The sequence below is a fragment of the Nonomuraea sp. B19D2 genome, from assembly GCF_040137845.1.
Lineage (GTDB): Bacteria > Actinomycetota > Actinomycetes > Streptosporangiales > Streptosporangiaceae > Nonomuraea.
The window spans coordinates 15,137-39,902 of record NZ_JBEFAK010000031.1 but is presented as its reverse complement, the minus strand read 5'-3'; the positions used below and the strand labels follow the sequence as shown (position 1 = coordinate 39,902).

Sequence of the window (24,766 nt, the reverse complement as noted above, 5' to 3'; positions counted from 1 at the left end):
GTCCTTCAGGAGGTGCGGGACCGGGTCAGGCGCTGAGCGCGTCGAGGAGGCGGTTGAGCGGGCTGTCCAGGCCGTAGCGGTCGGCGAGCTGCACCAGCGCCTGCGGGTCGCGCGGCTTGGCGGGCAGGGTGAGGTCGGCGGGCGGCAGCGGCGCGTCGGAGGCCACCTCGACGACGGCGGGGGCGGCGCGCAGGTAGTCGCGGGCGGCGCTGAGCCGGGTGCGGCTGCCCGCGGGGAAGCCGTCGACGGCGCCCGCGTCGAGGGCTTCGAGCAGGGCGTCGAGCGTGCCGAAGCGGGTGATGAGGGCGGCGGCGGTCTTCTCGCCGACGCCGGCGACGCCGGGCAGGCCGTCGCTGGGGTCGCCGCGCAGGGTGGCGAAGTCGGCGTAGGCGCGCCCGGGGATGCCGTATTTGGCGGTGACGAACGCCTCGTCCACGATCTGCAGGTTGCGGATGCCGCGGGCGGTGTAGAGGACGCGTACGGGGCGGGCGTCGTCGACGAGCTGGAACAGGTCGCGGTCGCCGGTCACGATGTCGACGGCGCCGGTGGCCTGGTGGGTGAGGGTGCCGATCACGTCGTCGGCCTCGTAGCCGGGCGACTCCAGGCGGGCGATGCCGACGGCGTCGAGCACGTCCTGGATGACCGCGATCTGCGGGACGAGCGCCTCGGGCACCTCCTCCGCGTCGCCCTGGGCCACGCGGTGCGCCTTGTACGTCGGGATCGCCTGGACGCGGAAGGCCGGCCGCCAGTCGGCGTCCATGGTGGCCGCGAGCGCGGCGGGGGAGTGCTGGCGGACGAGCGTGGCGATCATGTCGATGAGGCCGCGTACGGCGTTGACGGGGGAGCCGTCCGGGGCCTTGATCGACTCCGGCACGCCGTAGAAGGCGCGGAAGTAGAGCGACGGGGTGTCGAGAAGCATCAGCACGCGTCTATCGTCGCACCTCTGACAAGCCCTTTCTCGCTTTATCCGGGTATGGCCACCGCCAGGAGGCAGGCGTCGTCCTCGGGGTTCGGGCCGCCGATGTCGGCGACGAGGCGGTCGAGCCCGGCATCCAGGTCGCGGGCGGGCACGTCGCGGGCGGCTGCCAGGACCAGGCCGAGGCCGACGTCGATGTCGCGGGTGCGCCGCTCGACCAGCCCGTCGGTGAACATCAGCAGCAGGTCCCCGGGCAGCAGCCGGGTGGTCGCCAGCTCGTACGGGCGTTCTGCCGCGGCGCCGAGCAGCACGCCGCGGGGCTGGGCGAGCTGGCTGGCGACCCCGTCGCGCACGAGGATGGGCGCCAGGTTGCCGGCCTGGCCCCAGGCGAGCACGCGCGTCTCCGGGTCCAGGTGGCCGATGATCGCGGTGGCGGTGGTCTCCTTGAGCTGGTGCAGCACGAGGTCGTTCAGCCAGGCCAGGAGCCGGTGCGCGGGCTGGCCGGTCATGGCCAGGCCGACCAGGGCGTGGCGGAGCTGGGCCATGTGGGCGATGGCGGGCAGGCCGTGGCCGGAGACGTCGCCGATGGCCAGCAGCAGCCGCCCGTCGGGAGCGGGGGCGGCCTCGAACCAGTCGCCGCCCAGGTTCGCGGTCTTCTCGGCGGGCACGTAGCGGACCGCGACGTTGCCGTGCGGCAGGTCGAGGCGTCCGGCGGAGTCGGGCAGGATGGCGTCGCGCAGGGCGAGCATGACGTGGCGTTCCACGGCGGCCTGCTCGCGGGCCTCCAGGAGCTGGCGGCGCGACTCCGACATCATGCGCTCGGCGCGGCGGCGGCCGGTGATGTCCTGGATGACGCCGTGCAGGCCCACGGGGCCGCCGGGGGCCATGAGCGGCTCGAGCACGACGCGCAGGTCGCGCAGCTCGCCTCCGCGCCGGATGCGGAACTCCGCCTGGACCGGCTCCACGCCATCCACGGCCGACCACAGGAGCCGGCTGAGCGTGCCCACGTCGTCGTGTTCGACGTGTTTGGCCAGCTCGGGCAGGGCGATCGGGCCGTCGGCCGGGTCGCGGCCGAAGATCAGGTACACCTGGTCGGACCAGATCGTCTCGCCGGTGTGCATGTGCCACTCCGCCCAGCCCATGTTGCCGAGCCGCTGGGCGTGCGCCAGCCGGACGGCGAGCTTGTCGGCGTCGCTGTCGCGGCTGTCGTGGTTGTCGTGGCTGAGCAGCTCGGCCGCGCCTATGACGTCGACCATGGTCTCACTCTCAAGTGCAGTCGAACTGGACAATTGACCCCACATTACGTGATCAACTCTGCACGGAGTGTAGCGATGGGCTGCTGTGTTGTGAGAGCTTTTCGCGGATTTTAGAGGCCGGGGTCCGAGTAGATTATGGGCTGTGACGTCCTCAGACTTGTATCCCGTGTCCCGTCTCGCCGCCGTTCAGGAGGCCACCGCCAAGGCCGGCGTCGACGCCCTGCTGCTGACGCCGGGGCCGGATCTGCGTTATGTGAGCGGTTATGAAGCAAAGCCGCTGGAGCGGCTGACGTGCCTCGTGGTGCCCGCCGCCGGCGACCCGTACATGATGGTGCCCCGCCTGGAGCTGCCGGCCGCGGAGGCGTCGCCCGCCTCGCGGCTGGGGCTGGAGTTCGTGGCGTGGGACGAGACCGATGACCCGTACGCCGTCGTGGCCGGCCGGCTCGGGAAGGCCGGCAAGGTGGGGCTGGCCGACCGCATGTGGGCCATGTCGTCGCTGCGCTTCCGCGAGGTGCTGCCGGAGGCCGAGCAGGTGCTGGCCGGGACCGTGCTGCGGGAGCTGCGCATGCGCAAGTCGCCCGCCGAGGTGGCGGCGCTGCGCGAGGCCGGTGCGGCGATCGACGCGGTGCACCGGCGCGTGCCGGAGCTGCTGCGGGCCGGGCGCACGGAGCGCGAGGTGGGCCGGGACATCGCGGAGGCGATCCTGGCCGCGGGCCACGCCACGGTCGACTTCGTCATCGTCGCCTCGGGTCCTAACGGCGCCAGCCCGCATCACGACGTGTCGGACCGGGTGATCCAGGCGGGCGAGCCGGTCGTGGTCGACATCGGCGGCCAGTTGCCGAACGGCTACTGCTCCGACTCGACGCGCACGTACAGCGTGGGGGAGCCGCCCGCGGAGTTCACCGCGTACTACGAGGTGCTGCGCCGGGCGCAGGACGCGGCGTGCGCGGCGGTGCGGCCGGGGGTTTCGTGCGAGTCGATCGACACGGCCGCCCGCGACATCATCGCGGAGGCGGGGTACGGCGACTACTTCATCCACCGGACCGGGCACGGGATCGGGATCGAGACGCACGAGGAGCCGTACATCGTCTCCGGCAACGGGGCGCCGATGGAGGCGGGCTTCGCGTTCTCGGTGGAGCCGGGGATCTACCTGCCCGGCCGGCACGGGGCCCGGATCGAGGACATCGTGGTGTGCACGGACGGGGGCGCCGAACGCCTCAACAACACACCCCGCGACCTCGTCATCGTGTAAGCGGCCACAGGCGGCCCACCCTTGACCGGTTCGGCGGTGGGCCAGCCAGTGGCGACTCAGGCGGCCAGGCATGCCAGGGACCCCTCCCGGGCCGCCGTTCCTATGCTCTCTCCATGATGGCTGCACGGAAGTGGCTCTTCGCGGTGGCTGCCGGGCTGATGACGGCGGGCTGTTCGACCACGGGCGGCGCGCCACTGACATCGGCCCCGGCTCCTCCTTCGACCACCCCGCCCACCACCGCGGCGGCGGCCTCGGTGTTCTGTCGTGAGCTGACGCCGTTCCGGGTCATCGTGGTTGTCTTCCGTGGTGGCGTGGTGGATGCGGTCAGGGGCAGGCCGCTGGACATCAAAGACCTACGGGAGAGGGCCGCCTACATCGCCTCAACCGGCAAGGCGATGCAGCCCAGTGCTCCGCCGGACATCGCCGAGGAGCTCCGTGTGGTCCGTAAGGCCGTCCGGACGGCGGCGAGCAGGTTGAAGCCGGGTGCGAAGGTCCGCGACATCCTCAATCCTCTGTACGGCGAGCATGTCGATCCCGCCTTCGAAGCCCTGGACAACTACAAGTGCCGTTGATGCGGAGCCGGCGCCCATGTGGCGGGCACGCGGCCAGGTCTCGGGGACCGGACGCACGGGGACGGGGTGCCGCGGCGGCTGGTGCCGGTGTGGCACAGTCGCTGTCATGTTCGCGGAGGTCACCCATGCCAGCCGGCCCGGATCCGGCCGCCCCAACGAGGACCTGGTGATCGCCGGGCCGTCGTGGATCGTCGTGCTCGACGGGGCCACGGCGGCGGCCGAGGTGGACAGCGGGTGCGTGCACGATGTGCCGTGGTTGGTGGCGAGGCTCGGGGGCGCGCTGGCGGCTGGGCTGTCGCAGTCGAGGACGCCGCTGGCCGGCATTCTGGAGGCGGCCATCGAGGCGACCGTGGCGGCGCACTCCGGCACCTGCGACCTCGGCAATCCCGACTCGCCGTCCACGACGGTGGCCATGGTGCGCAGCGTCCGAGGACGTGTGGAGTACCTCGTGCTGGGGGACTCGCCGGTCGTCTTCGCACTGGCGGACGGCGGGGTCCGGGTGGCGAGTGACGACCGGCTGGAGGGGCTGCCGGGCGGCCGGCCGTACACGGTGGAGCTGGTGCGGCGGATGCGCAACGCGCCCGGCGGGTTCTGGGTGGCGGGCAGCCGCCCCGAGGCGGCCCGGCAAGGGGTGTGCGGCGCTGTGGCGGACGTGCGCGGCGTGGGAGTGCTCACCGACGGGGTGTCGCGGCTCGTCGAGTGGTACGGGTGGAGCTGGCGTGACGTCGTGGCAGTGCTGGAGGGGCAGGGACCGGAGGCGGTGATCCGGGCGGTACGGGAACTCGAGCGGTCCCGGGGACCGCTACGGGACAAGCGGCATGACGACGCCACCGCCGCCTGGGGGCGCGTCCGCCAGGACTAGGGGCGGCAGCTCGTCGCGGTCACCTGCCACTACGACGTGCTCGACTGCCGGGTACATCGATGCTGACCCGGTGGCGATGACGGCGCGCTTCCGGCTGGAGGTCTTGCCCTGGCGGGCAGTCACATCTCTTCGCAGGGAAGGCCCCAGCTCTCATATCCGCCGCCGGGTTTGTGGTACCAGAGTTCCGCGCAGATGTTGGTCCCTGGGCGCACCGGCCATACATAGGAGAATTCCCTGAGGCTGCCGTTATAGGTGTAAGCGGGATAATTGATGTCACGGCCGCCGCCCCAGACGTGGATGTGGTAGGTGCCGCGTGGGCTGCAATTCCCCAGGTGTCTGAGCAGGATGGCGTTGGACGAGGCCCATAGTCCCAGGCAGACACTGACACCGGCCGGCCGCGCGAGCTGAGCAGCCGCCGGGGTGGCACCCGTGGTGGCCGATGCCGGTGAGATGATCGCCAGAGCTGCTGCCAGCGCGGTTGCCGTCGCCAGGACTCGGGCCATGGGCCGTAATTGTCGGGGCTGTGCTGTCTGCATCGAGTCTCCCTGTGAGTTCGCAGAGCGATTGCAGTCAGCCTCACAGAGCGCGGTCGCCGTCACCAGGACTCGCACCGGTCATTTCCCGGACTTTCCTGTCCAGCACGCCCCTGGGGATGGCTGCGGGTCGCCGCGCACCAAGTGGGCGACCTCGGCCGCGCCCGGGGAGTAGATCGAGACCACGGGTGAGCCCAGTTGGTTGACGGTCAGTTCCCAGCCGCCGTTGAGGAAGATGCCGACTGCCGCTGCTGGGCATGGAGAGGTTCGGCGGCGTGCCGGTCACGGCGAGCAGCTGACGGTGGCCATCCGGCGGGCCGGGGACGGGTGCTCATGGGGATGCCGGGGCTGATGGAGCCGGGGCCCGACCGGCGGGTATCAGTCGTTCGCGCAGCGGTGTATCAGACTGCGCCGCCCTCGCTCTGGGATGGCGAGGGCGGCGGAGGGAGTGCTCATGTTCGTCGGCAGGACGGCGGAGCTCGCCCTGCTGCGCGCCGAGCTGCGTGCGGCGTGCGAAGGGCCCGCCAGGAGGGTCGTGGTCGAGGGGCCGGAGGGCATCGGCAAGACGGCGCTCATCCACCGCGCGCTGCGGGGAGACACGGGTGTGCGGGTGCTGGCCGCCAGCGGCGAGGAGAGCGAACGGCGGCTCAGGCTCGGCGTCCTGCGCCAGCTCACGGACGAGGCGGCCGTACTGGGCCTGCGGGTGGGGCTGGAGCCTGCGGCGGCCGGGAGGGAGCCGGCGGTGGCGGGGGAGGATCCGTGCGCCGCCGGGCAGGTGGTCTGCGACGTCGTCGAGGCACTCCAGGCGCGGGGGCCGCTGGTGGTGCTGGTCGACGACGCGCAGTGGGCGGACGCCGCCTCGCTGCGGGCCCTCGGTTACGTGTTGCGGCGGTGCGGGCCGGACGCGTGCTCGCGCTGGTCGCCTGCCGCGATCTGGCCGGTCCGTGGCTGCCCGAGGGGGTGCGGCGGCTGCTGACCGGCGACGAGACGCTGCGCATCACGCTGTCCGGGCTGAACGCCGCCGACCTGGCCGAGCTGTCGGCCCACCTGCCCGAACACGCCTGTGACCGGGCACCGGGCGGCCCAGGCGCCGCTCCCGGCCCGAGGCCGGGAGCACGCGACACCGTCGACACCGCCGCATCCGACGTGCTGCCGGGGGCTCCCGGGGCGCGGGGCCTCACCGAGCCGGCGGCTGCGCGGTTGCGCGACCACACTCTGGGCAACCCGCTGCACGCCCGTGCCCTGCTGGCCACCGTACCCGTCCGGGTACTGGCCGACCGCGAGGTCCGGCTGCCCGCGCCGGGCACGTACGCGCTGCCCTTCGCCCGCCGCCTCCATGCCTGTACCCCCGCCGCGGGCCGGCTCGTCGCCGCGTGCGCCGTGCTGGACGGGAGCTGCCCGCTGCACGTGGCGGCCGCTGTCGCAGGCGGGCTGGACGAGCCGCTGGAGGCGCTGGAAGAGGCGGTGAACGCCGGGCTGCTGCGGGAGCTGCCCGGCCGTCTGGTCGGCTTCCCCGAGCCGCTGGCGCGGGCGGCCGCCTACGACGGGCTCGGCGCGGGCGTCAGAGCGCGGCTGCACCTGGCGGCCGCCCGCGTGGTCGACGACATCGGTACGGCCCTGCGCCACCGGGCGGCGGCGGCCGCCGGACCCGACGAAGCCCTGGCCGAGGAACTGGCCAGTTTCGCCGCCAAAGCCGCGCAACACGGGCAGTGGCACGAGGCCGCCGCCCACCTCGACCTGGCCGCCGGCTCACGGAGTCGGCCGCGCGCCGGGACGAGCTGCTTACGGCAGCGCTGGAACACGTCCTCATCGGGGGCGATGTGCTCCGCGCCGCCGAGCTCGCCACCACGCGCAACGCCGATCCCCGCCCGGCGCGCCAGTACGTGCTGGGGCGACTCGCGCTGGCCTCGGGACGCTTCGAAGAGGCGGCCGAGCTGCTGGCCGAGGCGTGGCGGCACAGGGAGCCCGGGTTCGCCGCCGACGTGGCCGAGCAGCTCGCGTGGTTGCACCTGGTCACGGGGGACCGAGACGCGGCGGCGAGCTGGGCCCGCCTGGCGATCGAGCAGCCCATAGAGGGCACGGTCGCCAGGCCGTACGACGTGCTGGCGCTGGGAGGGGCACCCGGCGCCGGCACGTCGTACGGCCCCGGTGCCGGCGCGCAATCCGGCCCCGGCGCTCCGCCCGACGGCCTCGCGGCGGCCGTCCGGCTCCTGGCGCAAGGCGTCCCCGATGAGGCGTGCACGGTGCTCAGGAAGGTCGTGAGCGGGACCGCGACGGCGGGACTGCCGCACCACCGGCTGCTCGCCTCTGGGCTGCTCGCCGTCGCCGAGCACGAGACGGCGCGCTGGGACGCCGCCGCCGCCCGGGCGGAGCAGGCGCTCGCCGAGGCGGCGGCGCTCGGACAGCGGTGGCTGCTGCCGTGCCTGGAGGTGACGTGCGTGGCGCCGCTGGCGGCTCGCGGCGAGCACGAGCGGGCACTCGCGCACGCCGTCGCCGCCCGCGCCACGGCCCGCCGCCTGCGCCACGCGATGGGCGAGCGGCAGGCGGACCTGGCCCTGGCCCTCCTCGGCGCCGAGCCCACCCCTTCGGGCGCGGGCGACACGTTCCCCTCGGACGCACGACAGCGCCGGACGAGCGGTGCTCCCGCAAAGCCGCCGCGCCGGACCGGTGGCGCGGCCGGGAACGGGCAAGGCCGTACGGGTGAGGCGGGAAGAGGCACGCGTGCTGCTCGACCTCGGCAGGCTGCTGCGCCGCACGGGCCGGCGCAGGGCGGCGGCGGAACGGCTGGGCGCCGCCCGCGCCATCTTCGAACGGCTGGGTGCGCGCCCGCTCGCGGACCGCTGCGTGCACGAGTTGGAGGCATGCGGGCTGGAACCACCGGCCACGGTACGGCTCGGGCTCACGCCCCAGGAGCTCAGCACCGCCACGCTGGTGGCCGGCGGCCTGACGAACCGGCAGATCGCCAGGGAGCTGCTGATCAGCGTCAAGACCGTCGAGTACCACATCGGCAAGATCTACACCAAGCTCGGGGTCTGCTCCAGGGTGGCGCTGGCCGCCAAGCTCGCCTCCTACGGCCCGGCGAGTTAGCGTCCGCGGCCCGGCGAGCCGGCGCCCGCGGTCAGTCAGGCGAGCCGGTGCCGGATCCGCCACGCGAGCCGGTGCAGATCGGCCAGATGGCGGCGGTCGGCGCCGACGAGCTGCTGGGCCTGGCCACCGCCCTGCTCCGCCTCGGCACCGCCGCGATCGTCGCCAGCGTCGTCCCCGTGAACGACGAGACCGCCGTGCCCGTCATGGCCGGCCTGCACGACGGCCTGCGCCGCGGGCTCGGCCTCGCCGAGGCGCTGTGCCGGGCCAGAGGCGACGACGTGTCGTTCATAGCCATCGGAGCGGGCTGATCGGCCACGCTGCTGATACCTTGATCGGAAGCGCGTGATCATGAAACAATTCGCTAACAGGTGTATATATCCGGGGTATTGGGGGACGGTCGCCCATGATCCGCGAGCTCATCGAGCGGCCCTAGGATGCCCGACCATGAGCTGGACGAGGCGTTCGAGCTCGGCAGGACGTGCGCGCTGGCCGCTGAGTGCGGCAGAGACCTGCGGCGCTGCGCCCAGATGTACAGCGGGCTGTTCCCCGCGGCGGCCTTCAGCGCCGACGACTACAGCACACTGACCCTCTCCATGGCCTTCAGCGCCCCCTGGGCCAGCGCCGCGCGCCTCAAGGTCGCCAACCGGGCCGCCCTGTGGGTCCTGGCCGTCGACCGGCTCGTGGACCACACCGCGACCACCCGTGCGCAGGTGAGCCGCCTGACCAGCGAATGCCTGTCCGTCGCCGACGGCGCCGTGCCCCGGTCGGCGGTCACCCGGTTCCTGGCCGACCTGCGCGACGAGCTGGCCACCGTCAAGGAGTTCGACGACCTGCGGTGGCTCTGGCGCGACCAGCTCGCCAGGATGCTGGCGGGCATGGCCAGGGCGTGGGTGTGGCGCGACACGCGCGCCGTCCCCACGCTGGGCGGCTACCTCGACAACGCCGACAGCCGCGGCTCATGCTTCGTGGACGTGTCGCACTGGATCTACACGGCCGACGACTGGGCCAAGGCCAATCTGGAGGAGCTGCGGGCGGTCAGCCGCCGCGTCCAGCGCTACCTGCACCTGCTCGGCGACGTGGCCTCGTACCGCAGGGACATGAGCTGGGGCGACCTGAACGTGCTGGCGCTCGGCGTCAGCCGCGCCGAAGTGAGCGAGGCGATGGCCGAGCTGGCGCGTGAGACGGCCGTCCTCATCGAGCCGGTACGGGCACGCAGCCCCCGCACGGCCGTCTACCTGCGAAGACAGATCGGATTCAACGCCGGTTTCATCGGCATTTCGGGCTACGGCCCGGCACGCTAAAGGGCGTGTCGGATTCCATGACAGACTCACTTGACAGATTGCCGGTGAGTCAGGCGAATAAGGGTGTGCTAAGCGACAAACCGTGACATTTAGTTTCTTGTAAATGATTGCGGCTTGAGTGGAAAATGTGGCGTTGCTAGGGTGTTTCGATGCCAGGCATGTGGAGCGACCTTCTCGACAACTCCTTGACAGGTACCACTGACCACGGCACCTCAGGGGTGGGTTGTGCATGCGCGGGAGATGTACAGGCGGTGCTGGATGGAATTCGGTCACTCTGACCATTGGCGGCTGCCGACGGCGATCAAGATCTTGATCGCCGGCGGTTTCGGTGCGGGCAAGACCACCATGGTCGGCGCCGTCTCCGAGACCCGCCCGCTGCGCACGGAAGAGGCACTCACCCAGTTAGGGACCCACGTCGACGACCTGTCGGGGATCGAACGGAAGCTCACCACCACCGTGGCCATGGACTTCGGCCGCATCACCATCGCGAACGACTACATGCTCTACCTGTTCGGCACACCCGGGCAGGAACGGTTCTGGTTCGTGTGGGACGAGCTGGCCATGGGCGCGCTGGGCGCCGTCGTGCTGGCCGACACCCGCCGCCTCGACGACTGCTTCCCGGCCGTCGACTATTTCGAGAAGCGTGAGCAGCCGTTCATCGTGGCGCTCAACCGCTTCGACGGCACGCGGCAGTTCACCGTGGGCGAGGTGCGTTCGGCGATCGGCCTGGAGCCGGAGATCCCCATCGTCCACTGCGACGCCCGCAGGTGCGATTCGGGCAGAGAGGTGCTCGTCACGCTGATGGAGCATGCGATGCGCATGGGCGCCTCGCCCGTCGGGACCATGTCGTGACCATGACCGGCTAACCTTTTGGCGATGGAGGAGATCGACCGCCGGATCGTCACGCTGCTGGCCCGCGACGGCCGCATGAGCTTCACCGACCTGGCCAGGGAGACCGGGCTCTCGGTCTCAGCGGTGCACCAGCGCGTACGCCGCCTGGAAAAGCGCGGGGTCGTGCGCGGCTACGCCGCGATCATCGACCACGACGCGGTGGGGCTGCCGCTGACCGCGTTCGTGTCGATCAAACCGATCGACCCGGCCGCGCCCGACGACGCCCCCGAACGGCTGGCCCACCTGACGGCCATCGAGGCGTGCCACAGCGTGGCGGGCGACGAGAGCTACATCCTCAAGGTCCGCGTGGCCTCACCGACGGCGCTGGAGGACCTGCTGCAGCAGATCCGCGCCTCGGCCAACGTCTCGACCCGCACGACGGTCGTGCTGAGCACCCCGTACGAGCACCGCGCCCCCGAGGTGGCCGCCGAGCCCCCCTCCGGCCCGGACGCCTGACCGGTTCACTCCAGGCCGCCGCGCTTGACCAGCTGGGCGGCGATGACGTTGCGCTGGATCTCGTTGGTGCCTTCGCCCACGATCATCAGCGGCGCGTCACGGAAGTAGCGTTCGACGTCGAACTCGGTGGAGTAGCCGTAACCGCCGTGGATGCGCACGGCGTCGAGCGCGGCTCTCATGGCAAGCGGGCTGTCGTCCGCGTGGGCGGCGCCGGCCGGTGCGGACTCGGTTGACGTCGAGGCGCTCAGTCAACAACCGCGAGGTGGTCGGCGGCGCCCCCATGCCACTCGATCAGGAACAGGGTGGCGTCGTCGCTGGTGTGCCCGCCCCGTGCCCTCTTCAGCGTGTGGGAGAGCCGACGCAGATCCGCCCGCACCCCCTCCGGCGGCTCTTCTCCCAGTCGGTTGACGCAGCGGATGAGGCGTTCCTGACCGAAGGGCTCCCCGCCGGCGACGTGCTCCTCGATGATGCCGTCGGTATAGCACAGCACCCTGTCGCCCCGCTGCAACAGGTGCTCTGCGATCCGGGGCTCCTCACCGCCGAAGCCGACGGGCAGCGTCGTCGCGCTCTCCAGTTGCTGCGCGACCCGGCCATCGCGGATCAGCAGCGGCGCGGGGTGACCGGCGTTGACCAGCTCCAGCTCGCCGGTGGTGATGTTCACCTGCATCAGCTGCGTCGTGACGAAGTGCTCGGGCCCGAACTGCCGGGAGATGGCATCGTCCATGAACGCGTACGTCTCGGCCAGGCTGATGAACACGCGCCGGGCATGCCGGTAGGCGCCGATGGCGATGGTCGCCATCGAGGCGGCGTCCAGGCCGTGGCCCATCGCGTCGATCACGGCCACGTGCAGGATGTTGTCGTTCAGGGCGTAGTCGAAGCTGTCGCCTGCGACGCGGTAGGCGGGCTCCAGGATGCCGGCCACCTCGATCTGCGGAACGGACATCGACAGCGGCGGCAGCAGGCTCCATTGGATCTCCGCCGACACGCTCATCGGCTCCCGACGCCGGGTCAGGAAGAACTGGTCGGTGTAGGAGTTCTTGGTGACCAGCATGTCGGCGACCAGGCCGGCGAGCCGGCGTAGCAGGCGCCGGTCGTCGTCGGTGACGGCATCCAGGGTCAGGGCCATCACCCCCACCTGATCGCTTCCGTCCAGCAGGGGCAGGTACATCCGTACGCCGCGGGCCTGCGGCACCTCGACGACATCGGCGCGGAGGAAGGCCTGGCCGGCGGGGGAGCCGACGATCGGCTCGGGCTGGCCCACGTGCAGCTTCCTGCCCGGAAGCGGCACCAGCAGCTCCTGCGCATAGTCCTGGAGCAGCATGGAGACGTCACGGCCACCGATCCTGGCCACTTCCTCCGCGACCAGCGGGGCGATCAGCTGCGGCGGCATCAACCGCGCCCTGTCCAGCAGCAGGCCGAGCAGGCGCTCGCCGAAACCCTCCGATCGGTCCACGATCTCCTCGCCCATGGCCGGTTTCACCTCTCCCTCTTCCTGCACCGACGCCGATCACCGCCTCCGCGCAACGTCACCCGGAAAGCCGCCGGAGCGGCCCATGACGCCATGCGCAGCATGCCGTCCCACGCTGTCCACGCCCCGATCAGAGCTTCCCCTCGACCGCGTCGTCCTGCCCTTCAGCCTCGGTGCAGGCGACGACCAGTGCATGTTCACCCGTTGGCGCTTCCGGCCACTGACCGGTCGCCAGAACAGCGAAGGAGCTCGGCGGTTACGTCCTCACCGGCGTGCTCCACCGTTCAAGATCAATCCTGCCGATAACCGCTCTACAGATGTTCCCCAAGGCCGGGTACCACAATCGTGCTCAGCTCTGAACTCCCAGGTCGAGCGAGGCTTGCCGGTTCGGCGCTGCCGGGCCCTTGCGTGTCGTCGGCGTCGAGGTTCCGGTAAATGGTGGCGCGGCCGACGCCGAGTCGGTCCGTGATCTGCTGGACGGTGTACGTTCGCTTGCCGTCTTGGCCCTTCATCTCGTACAGCGCTCGGGCCATCTCGATTCCATCGGTGTCTAGCGCTCGCGGTCGGCCACCGACCCCCCGCGAGCTCGCGCGGAGGCGAGACCTTCGAGGGTGGCAGACCAAGTACGCCTGAACGGGGCGGTGCCCGCCCCGCCTGGAAGAAGGGCTGGCCAGCGGACCGCAGCCGGACGACGCTCGGGCACCGGTGAGAGGTTCGCCGAGGACACCGTCCGGCTGGCCAATGTCAGGGCGCGTCGGGGCAGCCCGCCGCTACAGGTACTGTCCCGCCTCGGCGCTGTCTGTCTTCGACACACGCGCCGACACCACGTTGGCGAGGTTGATGACAATGCCGTTCACGTCGGCCTCGCGATCATATCTCGCCCGTATCAACACCAGGCTGCGCCGCTCGTCCACAGCACGAGCGATCGCCGCCACCGCCTCTGGCTCTCCGTCGAAGTCCCCGCTGATCACGGAGACGTCTTCGCCGCCCATCAGGTGGAATCGAATGATCAGTGCGACATTCTCCGGCACGGCCGTCTCCTTTCGCCAGAATCCGTAAGGGGCCCCTGCCCAGCGGCGAACGCTGTAGGCGGCTGCCCGCCACATTCGCCTCCTGCGGCGCGGACGCGGCGCCCTCCAGTCGGGCTGGGCTACGGGAGTGACAATCGCGTCACCCGCTCCCGACCTGGTTTGTTGCTCTGGTCAGTGGTCGGTGATGAGGGCGTTCAAAGCGGCTTCCTTGTCGGCTTCGGTCGGCAGGGCGTAGCGGCGGGTGGTGTCCAATGAGCCGTGGCCGAGGAGTTCGGCGACCAGGATGGGGTCTTTCCCGTCGCGGAGGAGCTGGGTGGCGAAGGTGTGGCGCAGGACGTGCGGGCTGAAGGACTCGGTGGGGTCGTCGCCCAGGCCGATGGCGTCACCGAGACCGGTGATGATGTCGCGGGCGGCGCGGTCGCTCAGTCGGCCGCCGCGGTGGTTGAGGAACACCGCGGTGTGGGTGGCGGCGCCTTTCCAGGCCGAGCGCACCTCCAGCCAGTCGGTCAGGGCCTGGCGCAGGTCGGGGTGGACGGGCAGTAGGCGGATCTTGCCGCCGTCGCGGCCTTTTCCGCGGATGCGGAGTTCGCCTTTGCGGGCCGACAGGCGTACGTCGGCAAGGTCGAGGCCGACGACTTCGGAGATGCGCAGGCCCGCGTAGTAGGGCAGCAGGGCGATGGCCTTGTCGCGCGGGGATGCGGTGAGCTGGACGTGGCGGATGTAGCGGCGGGTGCGCCTGGCGTCCAGGGCGCGGGGTGCGGTGCGGCGGGTGTCGCGTTCGCGGCGGGCGTGGGGTTTGCCGAGGCCGCGGCGGGTGTAGAAGTCGTCGATGGCCGACAGGTAGGTGTCGATGGTGTTGGGGGCGCGGCGGCCGTTTTTCAGATGGCGGCGGAAGTCGTCTACCGCGCCGGTGGCCGCGACCGGGTCGCTGAGCGGGTCGGCGTCCAGGGCGCCGGTGTCGGCTTGGTCGGCCAGCCAGGCCAGGTAACCGCGCAACCGGGAGACGTACTTGATCTTGGTGGAGTCGGCCAGCGGGGCGTGCTCGAGCGCGGTGGTGTAGTCGGCCAGGACGGCGGCGTGGAGGGCGGGGAGCGGGGCGGCGCGCGACCGGCGTGTGTTTCTGGAAGCTGCTCCGGCCGGTTCTGTGATCTCTGCGGGCGTGTTTCCGGAAGTCACCCACACATTCTACTTCCGGAATTAGGGAATTCCGGAAGTACGAGATAGAGTGAAGACACCGAGGACTTTTCGAGCGTTGGCATTCAGGTCTGCGTCGCCCCCGGCGAACCACCACCGGCCCCATTCGGGGGCCCGGACAGGTCAGGCGACCATGACGCCGACGCTTCTTTCTCAACGCACACCGCTCAGCTCCACCTCGTCCGCGATCCCTCGGGTCGATTCTGCGCTACGGCTCAGCCTCCACCCGGTGCTGGACCGGCGAGCCGTGGTGGACGGGGCCTGGTGGCCCTACTCCCGCGACGCGGCCGCCGAACTGCCCGGCCTCATCGCCGCCGTCGACCGGCTGCTTGATCGAGTCACACTCCGCATCGGCCTGCATCGCGACGCGTGGCAGAGCATCCCGCACCGCATCCCGGCACGCGGGCGTCAGGTCCGCATCGGATGGTTCCGCCACACCGACCCGCGCCTGATCACTCTCATCTTCGCGGCCGGCGAGCCGGTCGTCCTACTGGTCATCCCGCCTGGCACCGCGGCCGGTCCTGCTGAGGCCATGCTCAAGCTCACCGCTCAGGACACCGCAGGCTTGAGCCTCGACGACATTCTCACCGTCGCGCGCTTGCCGCCCGACCCCGCTCCGCCTCTGCGCGGGACGGCCGCCGACAGCTTGGCCTGCTGGGAGGACGAGGGTGGGTCGGTCACCGACCAGGAGGCGCCCTCCTCCACCAGACGGCTATCAGCGCCGGCGTGACCCGCGTGCCGTCCGCCGACCGGATCGAACGGTTCCAGGGCCGCCCGTTCTGTCGGCGAACGGGTTTCCGGTCGGCAGGGATCTCATCCATTTCAGCTTCTCCACAAAGGAGACATTCCATGACCGTCATCGACACCGCGCCACTCGGCGTGGCCAGCCCATCAAGTCCGACCACCGTTCATCTGTCCGGCGAGATCGACATCTTCACCAGCGCAGCGCTTCGCCAGCAGCTGATGAGCACGCTGCACTACAGCACGAGCCTGCTCATCCTCGACCTGTCGCAGGTGTCGTTCTGCGACGCCGGCGGCCTGGCCGTCCTGGTCGGCATCCAGCACCGCGCCCGGCCGATGGGCATCACCTTGGCCCTGACCGCGCCCCGCCCGTTCATGACCCGGCTGCTGCACATCACCGGCCTGGACCGCAGCCTGCCGATGGTGGCGTGACCGGGGTGCGCGCCCAGGCCCCGGCACCGGCATACGACGGGCGATCTCCGTTCCCGCACGCCCAGCAGCGCCTCAGTGTCCATGCCGGGCAGGAGGCACTGACGGCCACGATCGTGCTCGTGCCGTTCATCGCGCTGGGCGCCGGAATCTGGCTGGCGTGGGGAAGCGGGATCACCCTCACCGACCTGCTGCTGGCCGCCGTCTTCTACATCGTGACCGGGCTGGGGGTGACGGTCGGCTTCCACCGGCTGCTGACCCACCGCTCCTTCACCGCCCGCCCGTGGCTACGCGTCGTCCTGGCCGTGGCCGGGTCGATGAGCTTCCAGGGCAACCTGATCGACTGGGTGGCCGTCCACCGCCGCCACCACGCCTTCACCGACCAGCCGGGCGACCCGCACTCCCCCTACCGCTACGGCACCGGTCTTGGCGGGCAGCTGCGCGGCCTGGCCCACGCCCACGTGGGCTGGCTGTTTTCCAGCGAGCCCACCTCGGCCGCACGGTATGCCCCCGACCTGCTGCGCAACGATCCGGTCATGCTGCGGATCTCGCGCGCCTTCCCCGCCTTGTGCGCCGCCTCTCTGCTCCTGCCGTTCGCGGCGGGCTGGGCGATCAGCGGCGGTCTGTACGGTGGGCTGACCGCGTTCATCTGGGCCGGCCTGGTCCGCGTCGCCCTGCTGCAGCACGTGACCTGGAGCGTCAACTCCCTGTGCCACGTGATCGGTGAGCGGCCGCACACAACCCGCCGCCACGACCGCTCCACCGACCTGTGGCCGCTGGCCCTGCTGTCCTTCGGGGAAAGCTGGCACAACGGCCACCACAGCCAGCCCAACTGCGCCCGGCACGGCCGCGGCCCTCGCCAGATCGACCCCTCAGCCGCACTCATCAGCCTGTTCGAACGCCTGAACTGGGCCACCAACGTGCACTGGCAGCCCCCCGACGTCTTCCAGCACCATCGCACGGTGGCCGGCAAACGCGCGCTGCGCACCAGCACCTCGCGCCCCGGCGAGACTGGCGACCTCGCATAATCACTCGCATAATCAACGGTCGTGGAGTGAAGTGCGCCGATCGGCAGACGTCACGGTAGTCAGACACAGGTCCGGGCTATTCGAGGTCAAGACACGGACGGGGCCTTTCGGATTCTCGATCGCCGCCCTGGTCCAGCTGCTGCTCCGGACCACCGCCACCGGTTGAGGCCCCGGAGAAAAGGGCTCAGCCCCCGGTCGGCGAGTAGTGGGCGCGCAGGCGCGTCCTGGCGGCCTCCGCGGCCCCGAGGTGCTCCAGGCCGAGCAGCGCCGCACCCACGACCGGGGGCACGTCGGCCAGCACCAGCTTGGCCCGCGGGGCCCGTACCGCGAACGCCGCGTCCAGCAGCGACATCAGCAGCGGATCCCGGGCCGTCAGCATGCCACCGCCCAGCACCACCTCCGCCGGAGTCTCCAGCAGGCCGAGGCGGCGGAGGCACACCTCGGCCAGCACCGTCACCTCCTCCGCCTGCCGCTCCACCAGCGACCTGGCCACGGCGTCCCCGTCCGCGGCCACGGCGAGCACGCCCGGCGAGAGCTCGTGCAGGCGTTCCTCGGCCAGGCGGCCGAAGTGCACCTCCAGCACGAGCTCCCCGACCGTCGCCGTGCCGAAGTGGGAGGTGATCAGGCCGGTCAGCGCGGTCGGCGCGCCCCGGCCGTCCTCGGCGCGGGCCGCGTACCACAACGCCTCCTCCGCATCGCCCTGAAAGATCCCGACGCGGCGCGCCTGGAGCTGGTGGCGGGCGTGTCGCGGCGCACGCGGGCCACCCGGCGCGGGTGCTGGCCACGTCCTCGGTCGAGGAGAGGGTCGCGGGGGCCCGGGCAGTGCTCTTCCAGCTCAGGGTGGGCGGGCAGGCGGCCCGGGAGGTGGACGAGACGCTGCCGCTGCGCTGCGGCTGCGTGGGGCAGGGGATGACGGGCGCGGGCGGGCTGGCCAAGGCGCTGCGCACGGTGCCGGTCGTGCTGGAGATCGCCTCGGTGGTACGCGAGCTCGCGCCGCAGGCGTGGATCGTGGACTTCACGAACCCGTCGGCATCGTCACCCGCGCCCTCCTCGACGCCGGGCACCGGGCGATCGGGCTGTGCAACATGGCGATCGGCTTTCAGCCGGGCTAAGGGTGGACCGTTCCTAAGGACTGAGCATGAGTTGTACATGCTCAGCCGAATGCTCCGAACGGTGTTGAGCGTTCTGGTCGCCCGCGTTCGTGTCGCGTCCGGGCGGCACGGATCGTGTCCGTGGTCCGGGGATGCGGGGGCGGGGTCCCTCACGCCCGCGGGCGTTCGTTCCGGCCTGGATGGTCCGATGCCTCTGCTCATCGCTCCGGTGGGCAGGGGGCGGTGCCGTCCGACGCCGGATCGGGTGCCCTTGGGCGCGTCTGCCGATCGCCACGGCGGCTGCGTCGTGGCGGGTGGTCGTGCGTTTCGTGGTGGTGAGGGGCTTTTGCCAGTGCTGGGCGCCCCACTTGGAGGTGTAGGCCGGGTCGGCGGCGATGATCGCGATCCCGGTGGCGTCGGCCATCGAGGTGAGCCGGGCGCGTAGCTTGCTGGTGGGCATGCCGGAGATAAGCTTTCGGAAGCGTTTGCGGCGTCCGTGCTTCTCCCGGGTCTTCTCGGTCTGAAAGTCGAGGTCTTCGATGGCGATGGCCTTCACGCCGCAGGCCCTTGCCCAGTGCAGCAGCCGGGTCAGGGCGTGGCGGACCTGGGCGTCACGGTGCTCGGCGTTGCCGGACAGGTCGTAGGAGAAGCGGCGGAGGTTGCCGATCGGGTTGCCGTGCACGTCCAGATGCCAGGCGGCCAGGTGGTCGGCGTTGGTGTCCACACCGATCACTCCTGCGGCAAGCGCAGCCGAGAGGGGTACGGTCGGGGCCGGTGGGATCTGCCAGGAGGCGGTGATGTACCAGCGCCCGCGCGCCGTGTCCAGGTGGATGCGGTAGGCCACGGCCCGGTTGGCCTCGATCCGATCGGCCCATTCGCTGCCCCGGTGGGCGAAACGCACCCGGGCGGCGAGCACGTAGCGGCCGTGCGGCGCGTTCGCCAGATGCGCCAGCGGCACCGGTAGCTTGATCGACACCTGCCCGTCGGGGGTGATGCGGATGGTCTCGTTGCCGTAGCGTTTGCCGGACTCGCCGTCGGCGGCCAGGAACCAGCGTGCGGCCTCCCACCGCTGCCGCCATCCGGCCTCGGTGAGCCCCGCAGCGTCCAGGTGATGGCGGGTACGGGCGAGCCGTTTGCCGCCCCGCACCACACGGACCCGCCCGGCCCGCTGGTCAGCCTGCAGCCGCTTCAGCCGGTCGTGCAGGAGGTGCAGGCGGCGGGATTTGGCGAACCATTCCTGCTCTGAGCGGTAGCCGCCCGGCTCCTTGCCGGTTCCCTTCTTCCCGATAGGCAGCGACAGCCGACGGGTGATCGTGGCGATGGCGGACTGGAGGTCGCGGATGTGGTCGGCCTGGCAGCGGCGGGCCAGCGCCCACTGATCGTGGGACGCTTTGGTGATGGCCCCGGCCCAGCGCGCCGACGACAACGGGGTCAACTCACGCTTACGCGCTGCCCAGGCGTCGGCGGAGTGACCCAGCCCGTCAGCGCACCTGGTTTTCAGGTCGGCCGAGGCCAGCGCGCCCAGATGCGCACCGACCAGGCGCAACACCTCGTCATCTGCGGCGGTGAGGTGCTTGAGCCGGTCGCGGACAGCGACACCGGACGGACCGGACACCACGAAGGCAGGGGCGATCGTACGCAACTCAGCCATGCTCACCGACCTCCGCCACGATGCCAGCGCGGTCCATGGCCGACCGGCGAGGGCACCACGCGGTCGGTGCCTGTGGATCGCGGTCGAACGGGCACGCGGGCATGACTGGCACTCACCCTTCCCGAGTTTCACGTTGCGTGGCCGTAACGATACCAAGAGTTGACCCTGTCGGATAGAACATACGCGCGACAAGTCTCGGCAAATGCGCAACGCAGCCCCACGGGCTGAGGCGGAATCCGTGCAGAGCGTTCACCGGCGCGACAGCGCCACGCGAGAGGAGGAGCAACCGCTGCGCGCCACATGCCATCGAGTCCACACTCCGGCGATGACGTGACCAGAGTCACATCATGCACCTTCATGCACACTCAAACACCAACAGCTCCGAACCCTTCACTCCCGTCAAAGTCACGCCCTCGATGAACACTCGCTGGGCGAAGAAGAACACGGTGATCACCCGGTGCGGTCACCGGCGGCGTGGCGGCCATGGTGAGGTTCCACTGCACGCTGTGGAGTGCACGCGGTTAGAGCGAGAGCCGCGGCGACCGCCAGAGGGACGAAGCGCACGGGGGTGCCTCCTGCCGTGGATCATGTCGGAACAGTTGAGCTGAAGACCTCGTCGCGTACGGTGCCGAGGGCGAGGTGCAGGGCGCCGGCCAGGACCGGGTTGCCTTCCACGCTCGACAGGCGGACTCGGGGTTGCGGGATGGTGAGCGCGTGCAGCTCGTGCTCGACCAGCTCGCGCAGGGGCTCGCCGCCCGACAGCACGATGCCGCCGGTCAGCACGATCAGCCCGGGATCGACCACGGAGGTGACGGCGGCCAGGCCCACGGCCAGGCGGGCGGCGATGTCGCGCAGCCCGGCCCTGGCGTCGTCGGCCTTCTGCCCCTTGCCCCCGGCCGCCTTGACCGCGTTGGCGACGGCGTGCCGGAAGTCGGCGCCGCGCACGCCGTACGAGCGCAGCAGCTTCAGCACGGCCGGGCCGCCGGTGAGCGCCTGGTAGCCGTGGTTGGCGTAGCGGCCCGCCTCGCAGGCCGTGGGCGCGCCCGGGGTCGGCATGTAGCCCACCTCGCCCGCGCCGCCCGTGGCGCCCCTGTGCATGCGCCCGCCCAGCACGATGGCCGCGCCGATGCCCTCGTCGGCCCAGAGCAGCACGAAGTCCTGATGGTCCTGGGCGGCGCCGTGCGCCTGCTCGGCCTGCGCGACGAGGTTGACGTTGTTCTCCACGTCCACCGGCACGCCCAGGCCCGCGCTGAGGGTGGGCACCAGGTCGGGGATCTGCCAGCCGGGCACGTCCTTGGCGGCGGCGTACCCGAGCCTGCCGGTGGACGGGTCGATCGCGGCCTGCACGCCGATCACGACCCTGCGCAGCTTGTCCGGCGGGTTCGCGCCCCGCAGGGCGGCGTCGAGGCGGTCCACGAGCTCACCGTGGGGCCGGCGCGGGGTCGGCAGCGTGTGCTCGCCGACGATCGCGCCGGTGATGTCGGCCACCTTGGCCTCGATCCGGTCCGGCGTGACGTCGAGCGCGGCCACGTACGCCGCCGCCGGGTTGATGCGGTAGACCTCGGCCGTGCGCCCGGGCAGGCCCTCCCTGATGCCGTCGAGCACCACCAGCCCCGCCTCCTGCAGCCGGGAGAGCAGTTGAGATGCTGTCGGCTTGGACAGTCCGGTGAGGGTGCCGATCTCGGGGCGGGTCAGCGGGCCGCGTTCGAGGAGGGCCTGCAGGGCGGCGCGATCATTGATGGCGCGTAGCAGACTAGGTGTCCCCGGGACCGGACCGCTCACCGTCGGATCTCCTTGCTCGCGAGTTAGGAAAGTTTCCTAACTCGGAACATAAGGAGTCGGCTTGTAACGGTCAAGGGGTGACACCAAGACGTAACAGGAGGGGATGAAGAGGAAAGCGATGGGAGTGCCTCAACAGGCATGCTAATGTCGTCGTTTGTCGTAACAACAAGCAGAATGGCCCGGAGTGTCCCATTAACCACAATAATGGTCAGGCGGCAACTCGTCAAACAGAGCTCGCCAGGGAGCAGGCTTACGTCACCCGACTCTACGACCGCCTCGACGAGCTGCGCGAGCGTACCCAGCGGCAGCTCAAAGAGGTGCTGGCCGCGGGGGCCGTCGGCACGATGCAGAACAGGTCAGAACGCGACACGTTCGCCGACATGTACGCCTCCAGGCTCGCGCGGCTGTGGGCGGTCGAGCGCGGCCTGGTTTTCGGTCGTCTTGATCACGTTGACGAGGGCCGGCTGTACATCGGCAAGATCGGCATGACCGACGACGAGCAGCTGCGGCTGCTCATCGACTGGCGGGCGCCGGTCGCGCAGCCGTTCTACCGCGCCACACCGGCCGCCCCGATGGGCGTGACCAGGCGCCGCCACCTGCAGACCAAGGGTCGCACCGTGGTCGGCGTCGACGACGACCTGCTCGACCTCGACTCGCTGACCGACGACGACCGCGCCACGCTCAACGGCGAGGCCGCGCTGCTGGCCGCGCTCGACGAGCGGCGCACGGGCCGCATGCGCGACATCGTCGCCACCATCCAGGCCGAGCAGGACCGCGTCATCCGCAGCGACCTGAACGGCGTGCTGGTCGTGCAGGGCGGCCCCGGCACCGGCAAGACCGTCGTGGCCCTGCACCGCGCCGCGTACCTGCTCTACACCCACCGCGAACGCCTCGAGCGCCGCGGCGTGCTCATCCTCGGGCCCAACCTGACCTTCCTGCGCTACATCGAGCAGGTCCTGCCCTCGCTGGGCGAGACCGACGTGCTGCTGTCCACCGTCGGGGAGCTCTATCCGGGCGTGACCGCCACCGCCAGGGAACGGCCCGAGGTGGCCGCGATCAAGGGCGACATACGCATGGCCGAGGTGATCGCGAAGGCCGTGCGCGACCGGCAGCGGGTGCCGCGCAAACCGGTCGAGCTCACCATCGGGCGCATCACGCTCACCATCGACCGGTCCATGCTCGACGCCGCCAGGAACAAGGCCACGCGTTCCCGCCGCCCGCACAACCAGGCGCGGGCCGTGTTCGTGCGCTCGCTGCTGAACGCCCTGGCCAGGCAGCAGGCCCGCAAGATCGGCAAGGGGCTCATCGACGAGGAGGAGCTGGCCGACCTGCGCGAGGAGCTGCGTACCGAGCCGGCGGTCAAGTCCGCGCTCAACCGGCTGTGGCCGTACCTGACGCCGCAGCGGCTCCTGCTCGGCCTGTACGGCTCCCCGGAACGGCTCGGGTACGCGGCCTCGGCGCTGAGCCCGGAGGAGCGCGCGCTGCTGCGGCGCGACGGCGGGGAGTGGACCGAGTCGGACGTGCCGCTGCTGGACGAGGCCGCCGATCTGCTCGGCGACATCGACGAGCAGGTGCTGCGCGCCACCGCGATGCAGGCCGAGGAGGAGCTGGCCGCCGCCAGGCAGGCCGAGGAGCACGAGCGCGAGGCCGAACTCGCTTACGCCCGCGAGGTCCTGGAGCTGACCGGGTTGTCCGACATCATGGAGGCCGAGCGCCTGGCCGAGCGCCAGCGTGACGCGGGCCCCTACCTCACCACCGCCGAACGCGCCGCGGCCGACCGGACATGGGCCTACGGGCACGTGATCGTGGACGAGGCGCAGGAGCTGTCGCCGATGGCGTGGCGGGCGGTCATGCGGCGGTGCCCGACGCGGTCGATGACCATCGTCGGGGACATCGCGCAGACCGGGTCGGCCGCCGGGGCGCGGTCGTGGGAGCAGGTCCTCGACCCGTACGTGGCCGGGCGGTGGCGCCAGGAGCGGCTCACCGTCAACTACCGCACGCCGGTGGAGCTGATGGCGGTGGCCGCCCGCGTCCTGGCCACCATCGACCCCTTGCTGCAGGCTCCGACCTCTGTGCGTGAAGCGGGCGTGGAGCCGTGGTCGGCGCCGCTGCCGGCGCTGCCGGAGCTGGCCAAGGCGGAGGTGGGGGAGGGCGGCAAGGTCGCCGTGGTGGTGCCGGACGCGCTGCTGGAGTCGCTGGGCGCCGAGGTGGCCGCCACGGTGGAAGGCGCCGTGGTGGTGACGCCCGGCTCGGGCAACTCCTCGGGCTCGGGGCGGACCGGGGCGGCGGCGGCTCTCGACGCGCCGGTGGCCGTGCTGGCGGTGGCCGACGCGAAGGGGCTGGAGTTCGACTCGGTGATCGTGGCCGAACCCGACCGCATCGCCGCCCAGTCGCCACGAGGGCCGAGCGACCTGTATGTTGCTCTCACCCGTGCCACGCAACGGCTCGGAGTGGTGCACGGGCAGCCCCTGTCGCAGGCCCTGAGCGGCCTGCCAAGCCGCTCACCAGCACGCAAATGAGCTTTGATCGGCTTCCGTGCCATGTCCTACCTGCGAAAACTTGATGTTTCTGCTGATCGGGACACGGTTGACATCTGAGGTGGAGTCGGTAGTTTGCTGCGCAGTCCAGCACGGGACTTGGCCGGTTGGCCGTCTCTGACATCGCCGGATCCTGCGTCCGTGACGGAGCGTGGCTTCGTCCACACAGCCAGGTGCAGGGCCGTCGGTCCGTCGAGTCGGGGCACCCCAACCGGGCGGGGGGTTGGACCCGGGACGGGTCCGGGAGCCCAGTAGACAACGGAATTCCGAGCTCGCCGCCGACGAGACGGGTCCGGTCCGAAGGGTTTCCGGGCCCTCTTCCCGCTCTCGTGCGCAGGACCGACATGTGCGCCGGGTGGTCCCGTCGGCCGCGGGATCACCCTGCCGCGTTTCCATGAAACGCCGATTCTTTCGATCTTCTCGTGCCGTGCTGGCCTGAGCGCGCCCGCGGGGCGGTAGCGTTTTCGCAAGCAGGCATGCGATTCGGCGGAGGAGACCCCGGAGTGGTTCAGGAAAGAACGAACCTACCGCCCATTCCCGGGCGCGACTCGCCGCATGCCGACGCGCCACCTCCGCCCGCCGCCGCTGCGCCGCAGGCGCCTCCGGACGGAGCGCTCCCCGACGGCCCGCCTTCGACCGGTGGCAAGGGACCGTCCACGCCTGAGGCGGCGCTCCCTGCTGACGCCAC

The 24,766-nt window shown here is 71.2% G+C and carries 24 protein-coding genes and 2 pseudogenes; 15 read left to right on the top strand and 11 right to left on the bottom strand.

The genetic code is table 11. The features are described 5' to 3' along the window. Positions 1-25 precede the first annotated feature (25 nt). On the bottom strand, positions 26-919 hold the full coding sequence (locus ABN273_RS40275; RefSeq protein ID WP_349454682.1) for a 5'-3' exonuclease: 894 nt from the start codon (positions 917-919) through the stop codon (positions 26-28). Between the two features lie 44 nt (positions 920-963). Beyond that, on the bottom strand, positions 964-2,172 hold the full coding sequence (locus ABN273_RS40270) for a PP2C family protein-serine/threonine phosphatase (protein WP_349454580.1): 1,209 nt from the start codon (positions 2,170-2,172) through the stop codon (positions 964-966). 142 nt (positions 2,173-2,314) lie between these two features. On the opposite strand from ABN273_RS40270, the gene ABN273_RS40265 reads away from it, so the two are divergent. The 3 genes from ABN273_RS40265 to ABN273_RS40255 all read left to right on the top strand — a co-directional run bounded on the left by ABN273_RS40265 (position 2,315) and on the right by ABN273_RS40255 (position 4,858). Continuing rightward, on the top strand, positions 2,315-3,424 hold the full coding sequence (locus ABN273_RS40265) for a M24 family metallopeptidase (protein WP_349454579.1): 1,110 nt from the start codon (positions 2,315-2,317) through the stop codon (positions 3,422-3,424). 113 nt (positions 3,425-3,537) lie between these two features. Beyond that, entirely contained in the window at positions 3,538-3,996 is a 459-nt protein-coding gene (locus ABN273_RS40260; RefSeq protein ID WP_349454578.1) for a hypothetical protein, read from the top strand. 106 nt (positions 3,997-4,102) lie between these two features. Continuing rightward, a complete protein-coding gene (locus ABN273_RS40255) occupies positions 4,103-4,858 on the top strand; it encodes a protein phosphatase 2C domain-containing protein (protein ID WP_349454577.1) in 756 nt (251 codons plus the stop codon). 119 nt (positions 4,859-4,977) lie between these two features. Here the strand turns inward: ABN273_RS40255 and ABN273_RS40250 are convergent, their stop codons facing one another. After that, a complete protein-coding gene (locus ABN273_RS40250; RefSeq protein WP_349454576.1) occupies positions 4,978-5,361 on the bottom strand; it encodes a hypothetical protein in 384 nt (127 codons plus the stop codon). A 484-nt stretch (positions 5,362-5,845) separates the two neighbouring features. Here ABN273_RS40250 and ABN273_RS40245 point away from each other — a divergent pair, with 484 nt between their 5' ends. From ABN273_RS40245 to ABN273_RS40215, 7 genes are all read left to right on the top strand, one after another. Then, the gene (locus ABN273_RS40245) at positions 5,846-6,367 is read left to right on the top strand and encodes an ATP-binding protein (protein ID WP_349454575.1); all 522 of its coding nucleotides are present in this window, start codon (positions 5,846-5,848) and stop codon (positions 6,365-6,367) included. Further along, on the top strand, positions 6,283-7,464 hold the full coding sequence (locus ABN273_RS40240; protein WP_349454574.1) for a hypothetical protein: 1,182 nt from the start codon (positions 6,283-6,285) through the stop codon (positions 7,462-7,464). The genes ABN273_RS40245 and ABN273_RS40240 overlap by 85 nt, the downstream gene beginning before the upstream one ends. A gap of 564 nt (positions 7,465-8,028) precedes the next feature. After that, positions 8,029-8,478, top strand: a complete 450-nt coding sequence (locus tag ABN273_RS40235) for a response regulator transcription factor (protein WP_349454573.1) — start codon at positions 8,029-8,031, stop codon at positions 8,476-8,478. Positions 8,479-8,525: 47 nt separating this feature from the next. Further along, positions 8,526-8,786, top strand: coding sequence for a CHAT domain-containing protein (locus ABN273_RS40230; protein ID WP_349454572.1), 261 nt, complete (start codon positions 8,526-8,528; stop codon positions 8,784-8,786). 126 nt (positions 8,787-8,912) lie between these two features. Then, entirely contained in the window at positions 8,913-9,779 is an 867-nt protein-coding gene (locus ABN273_RS40225; RefSeq protein WP_349454571.1) for a terpene synthase family protein, read from the top strand. A 258-nt stretch (positions 9,780-10,037) separates the two neighbouring features. Then, the gene (locus ABN273_RS40220; protein ID WP_349454570.1) at positions 10,038-10,631 is read left to right on the top strand and encodes a GTP-binding protein; all 594 of its coding nucleotides are present in this window, start codon (positions 10,038-10,040) and stop codon (positions 10,629-10,631) included. A 24-nt stretch (positions 10,632-10,655) separates the two neighbouring features. Continuing rightward, positions 10,656-11,126, top strand: a complete 471-nt coding sequence (locus tag ABN273_RS40215) for an Lrp/AsnC family transcriptional regulator (protein ID WP_349454569.1) — start codon at positions 10,656-10,658, stop codon at positions 11,124-11,126. 5 nt (positions 11,127-11,131) lie between these two features. Here the strand turns inward: ABN273_RS40215 and ABN273_RS40210 are convergent. The 5 genes and pseudogenes from ABN273_RS40210 to ABN273_RS40190 all read right to left on the bottom strand — a co-directional run. After that, positions 11,132-11,317: pseudogene (locus tag ABN273_RS40210) on the bottom strand (acyl-CoA dehydrogenase family protein); the annotation flags it as partial. A 53-nt stretch (positions 11,318-11,370) separates the two neighbouring features. After that, a complete protein-coding gene (locus tag ABN273_RS40205; protein WP_349454567.1) occupies positions 11,371-12,606 on the bottom strand; it encodes a PP2C family protein-serine/threonine phosphatase in 1,236 nt (411 codons plus the stop codon). Between the two features lie 299 nt (positions 12,607-12,905). Next, the gene (locus ABN273_RS40200) at positions 12,906-13,217 is read right to left on the bottom strand and encodes a helix-turn-helix domain-containing protein (protein WP_349454565.1); all 312 of its coding nucleotides are present in this window, start codon (positions 13,215-13,217) and stop codon (positions 12,906-12,908) included. Positions 13,218-13,364: 147 nt separating this feature from the next. Then, positions 13,365-13,625, bottom strand: coding sequence for a hypothetical protein (locus tag ABN273_RS40195; protein ID WP_349454564.1), 261 nt, complete (start codon positions 13,623-13,625; stop codon positions 13,365-13,367). Between the two features lie 171 nt (positions 13,626-13,796). Next, positions 13,797-14,801: a tyrosine-type recombinase/integrase gene (locus ABN273_RS40190; protein WP_349454563.1), complete on the bottom strand. Its 1,005-nt coding sequence runs from the start codon at positions 14,799-14,801 to the stop codon at positions 13,797-13,799. Positions 14,802-14,952: 151 nt separating this feature from the next. Between ABN273_RS40190 and ABN273_RS40185 the strand changes: the two genes are divergently transcribed. From ABN273_RS40185 to ABN273_RS40175, 3 genes are all read left to right on the top strand, one after another. After that, positions 14,953-15,549, top strand: coding sequence for a DUF5994 family protein (locus ABN273_RS40185; RefSeq protein WP_349454562.1), 597 nt, complete (start codon positions 14,953-14,955; stop codon positions 15,547-15,549). A gap of 119 nt (positions 15,550-15,668) precedes the next feature. Further along, a complete protein-coding gene (locus tag ABN273_RS40180) occupies positions 15,669-15,992 on the top strand; it encodes an STAS domain-containing protein (protein WP_349454560.1) in 324 nt (107 codons plus the stop codon). After that, positions 15,989-17,017: an acyl-CoA desaturase gene (locus ABN273_RS40175; protein ID WP_349454559.1), complete on the top strand. Its 1,029-nt coding sequence runs from the start codon at positions 15,989-15,991 to the stop codon at positions 17,015-17,017. The genes ABN273_RS40180 and ABN273_RS40175 overlap by 4 nt, the downstream gene beginning before the upstream one ends. Before the next feature lie 184 nt (positions 17,018-17,201). On the opposite strand, the gene ABN273_RS40170 is transcribed toward ABN273_RS40175, so the two are convergent. Then, complete coding sequence (locus ABN273_RS40170; RefSeq protein WP_349454558.1) at positions 17,202-17,699, bottom strand: hypothetical protein; 498 nt, start codon at positions 17,697-17,699, stop codon at positions 17,202-17,204. Between the two features lie 92 nt (positions 17,700-17,791). Here ABN273_RS40170 and ABN273_RS40165 point away from each other — a divergent pair. Beyond that, positions 17,792-17,989, top strand: a pseudogene (locus tag ABN273_RS40165) (family 4 glycosyl hydrolase); the annotation flags it as partial. A 153-nt stretch (positions 17,990-18,142) separates the two neighbouring features. Here the strand turns inward: ABN273_RS40165 and ABN273_RS40160 are convergent. Continuing rightward, positions 18,143-19,759 carry an IS200/IS605 family accessory protein TnpB-related protein gene (locus ABN273_RS40160; protein ID WP_349454557.1) on the bottom strand — a complete coding sequence of 539 codons (1,617 nt, stop codon included), beginning with the start codon at positions 19,757-19,759 and terminating at the stop codon, positions 18,143-18,145. A 585-nt stretch (positions 19,760-20,344) separates the two neighbouring features. Beyond that, complete coding sequence (locus ABN273_RS40155; RefSeq protein ID WP_349454556.1) at positions 20,345-21,541, bottom strand: ROK family transcriptional regulator; 1,197 nt, start codon at positions 21,539-21,541, stop codon at positions 20,345-20,347. Between the two features lie 191 nt (positions 21,542-21,732). Here ABN273_RS40155 and ABN273_RS40150 point away from each other — a divergent pair, with 191 nt between their 5' ends. Beyond that, the gene (locus ABN273_RS40150; protein ID WP_502911200.1) at positions 21,733-24,060 is read left to right on the top strand and encodes a HelD family protein; all 2,328 of its coding nucleotides are present in this window, start codon (positions 21,733-21,735) and stop codon (positions 24,058-24,060) included. The last annotated feature ends 706 nt before the right edge of the window (positions 24,061-24,766 follow it).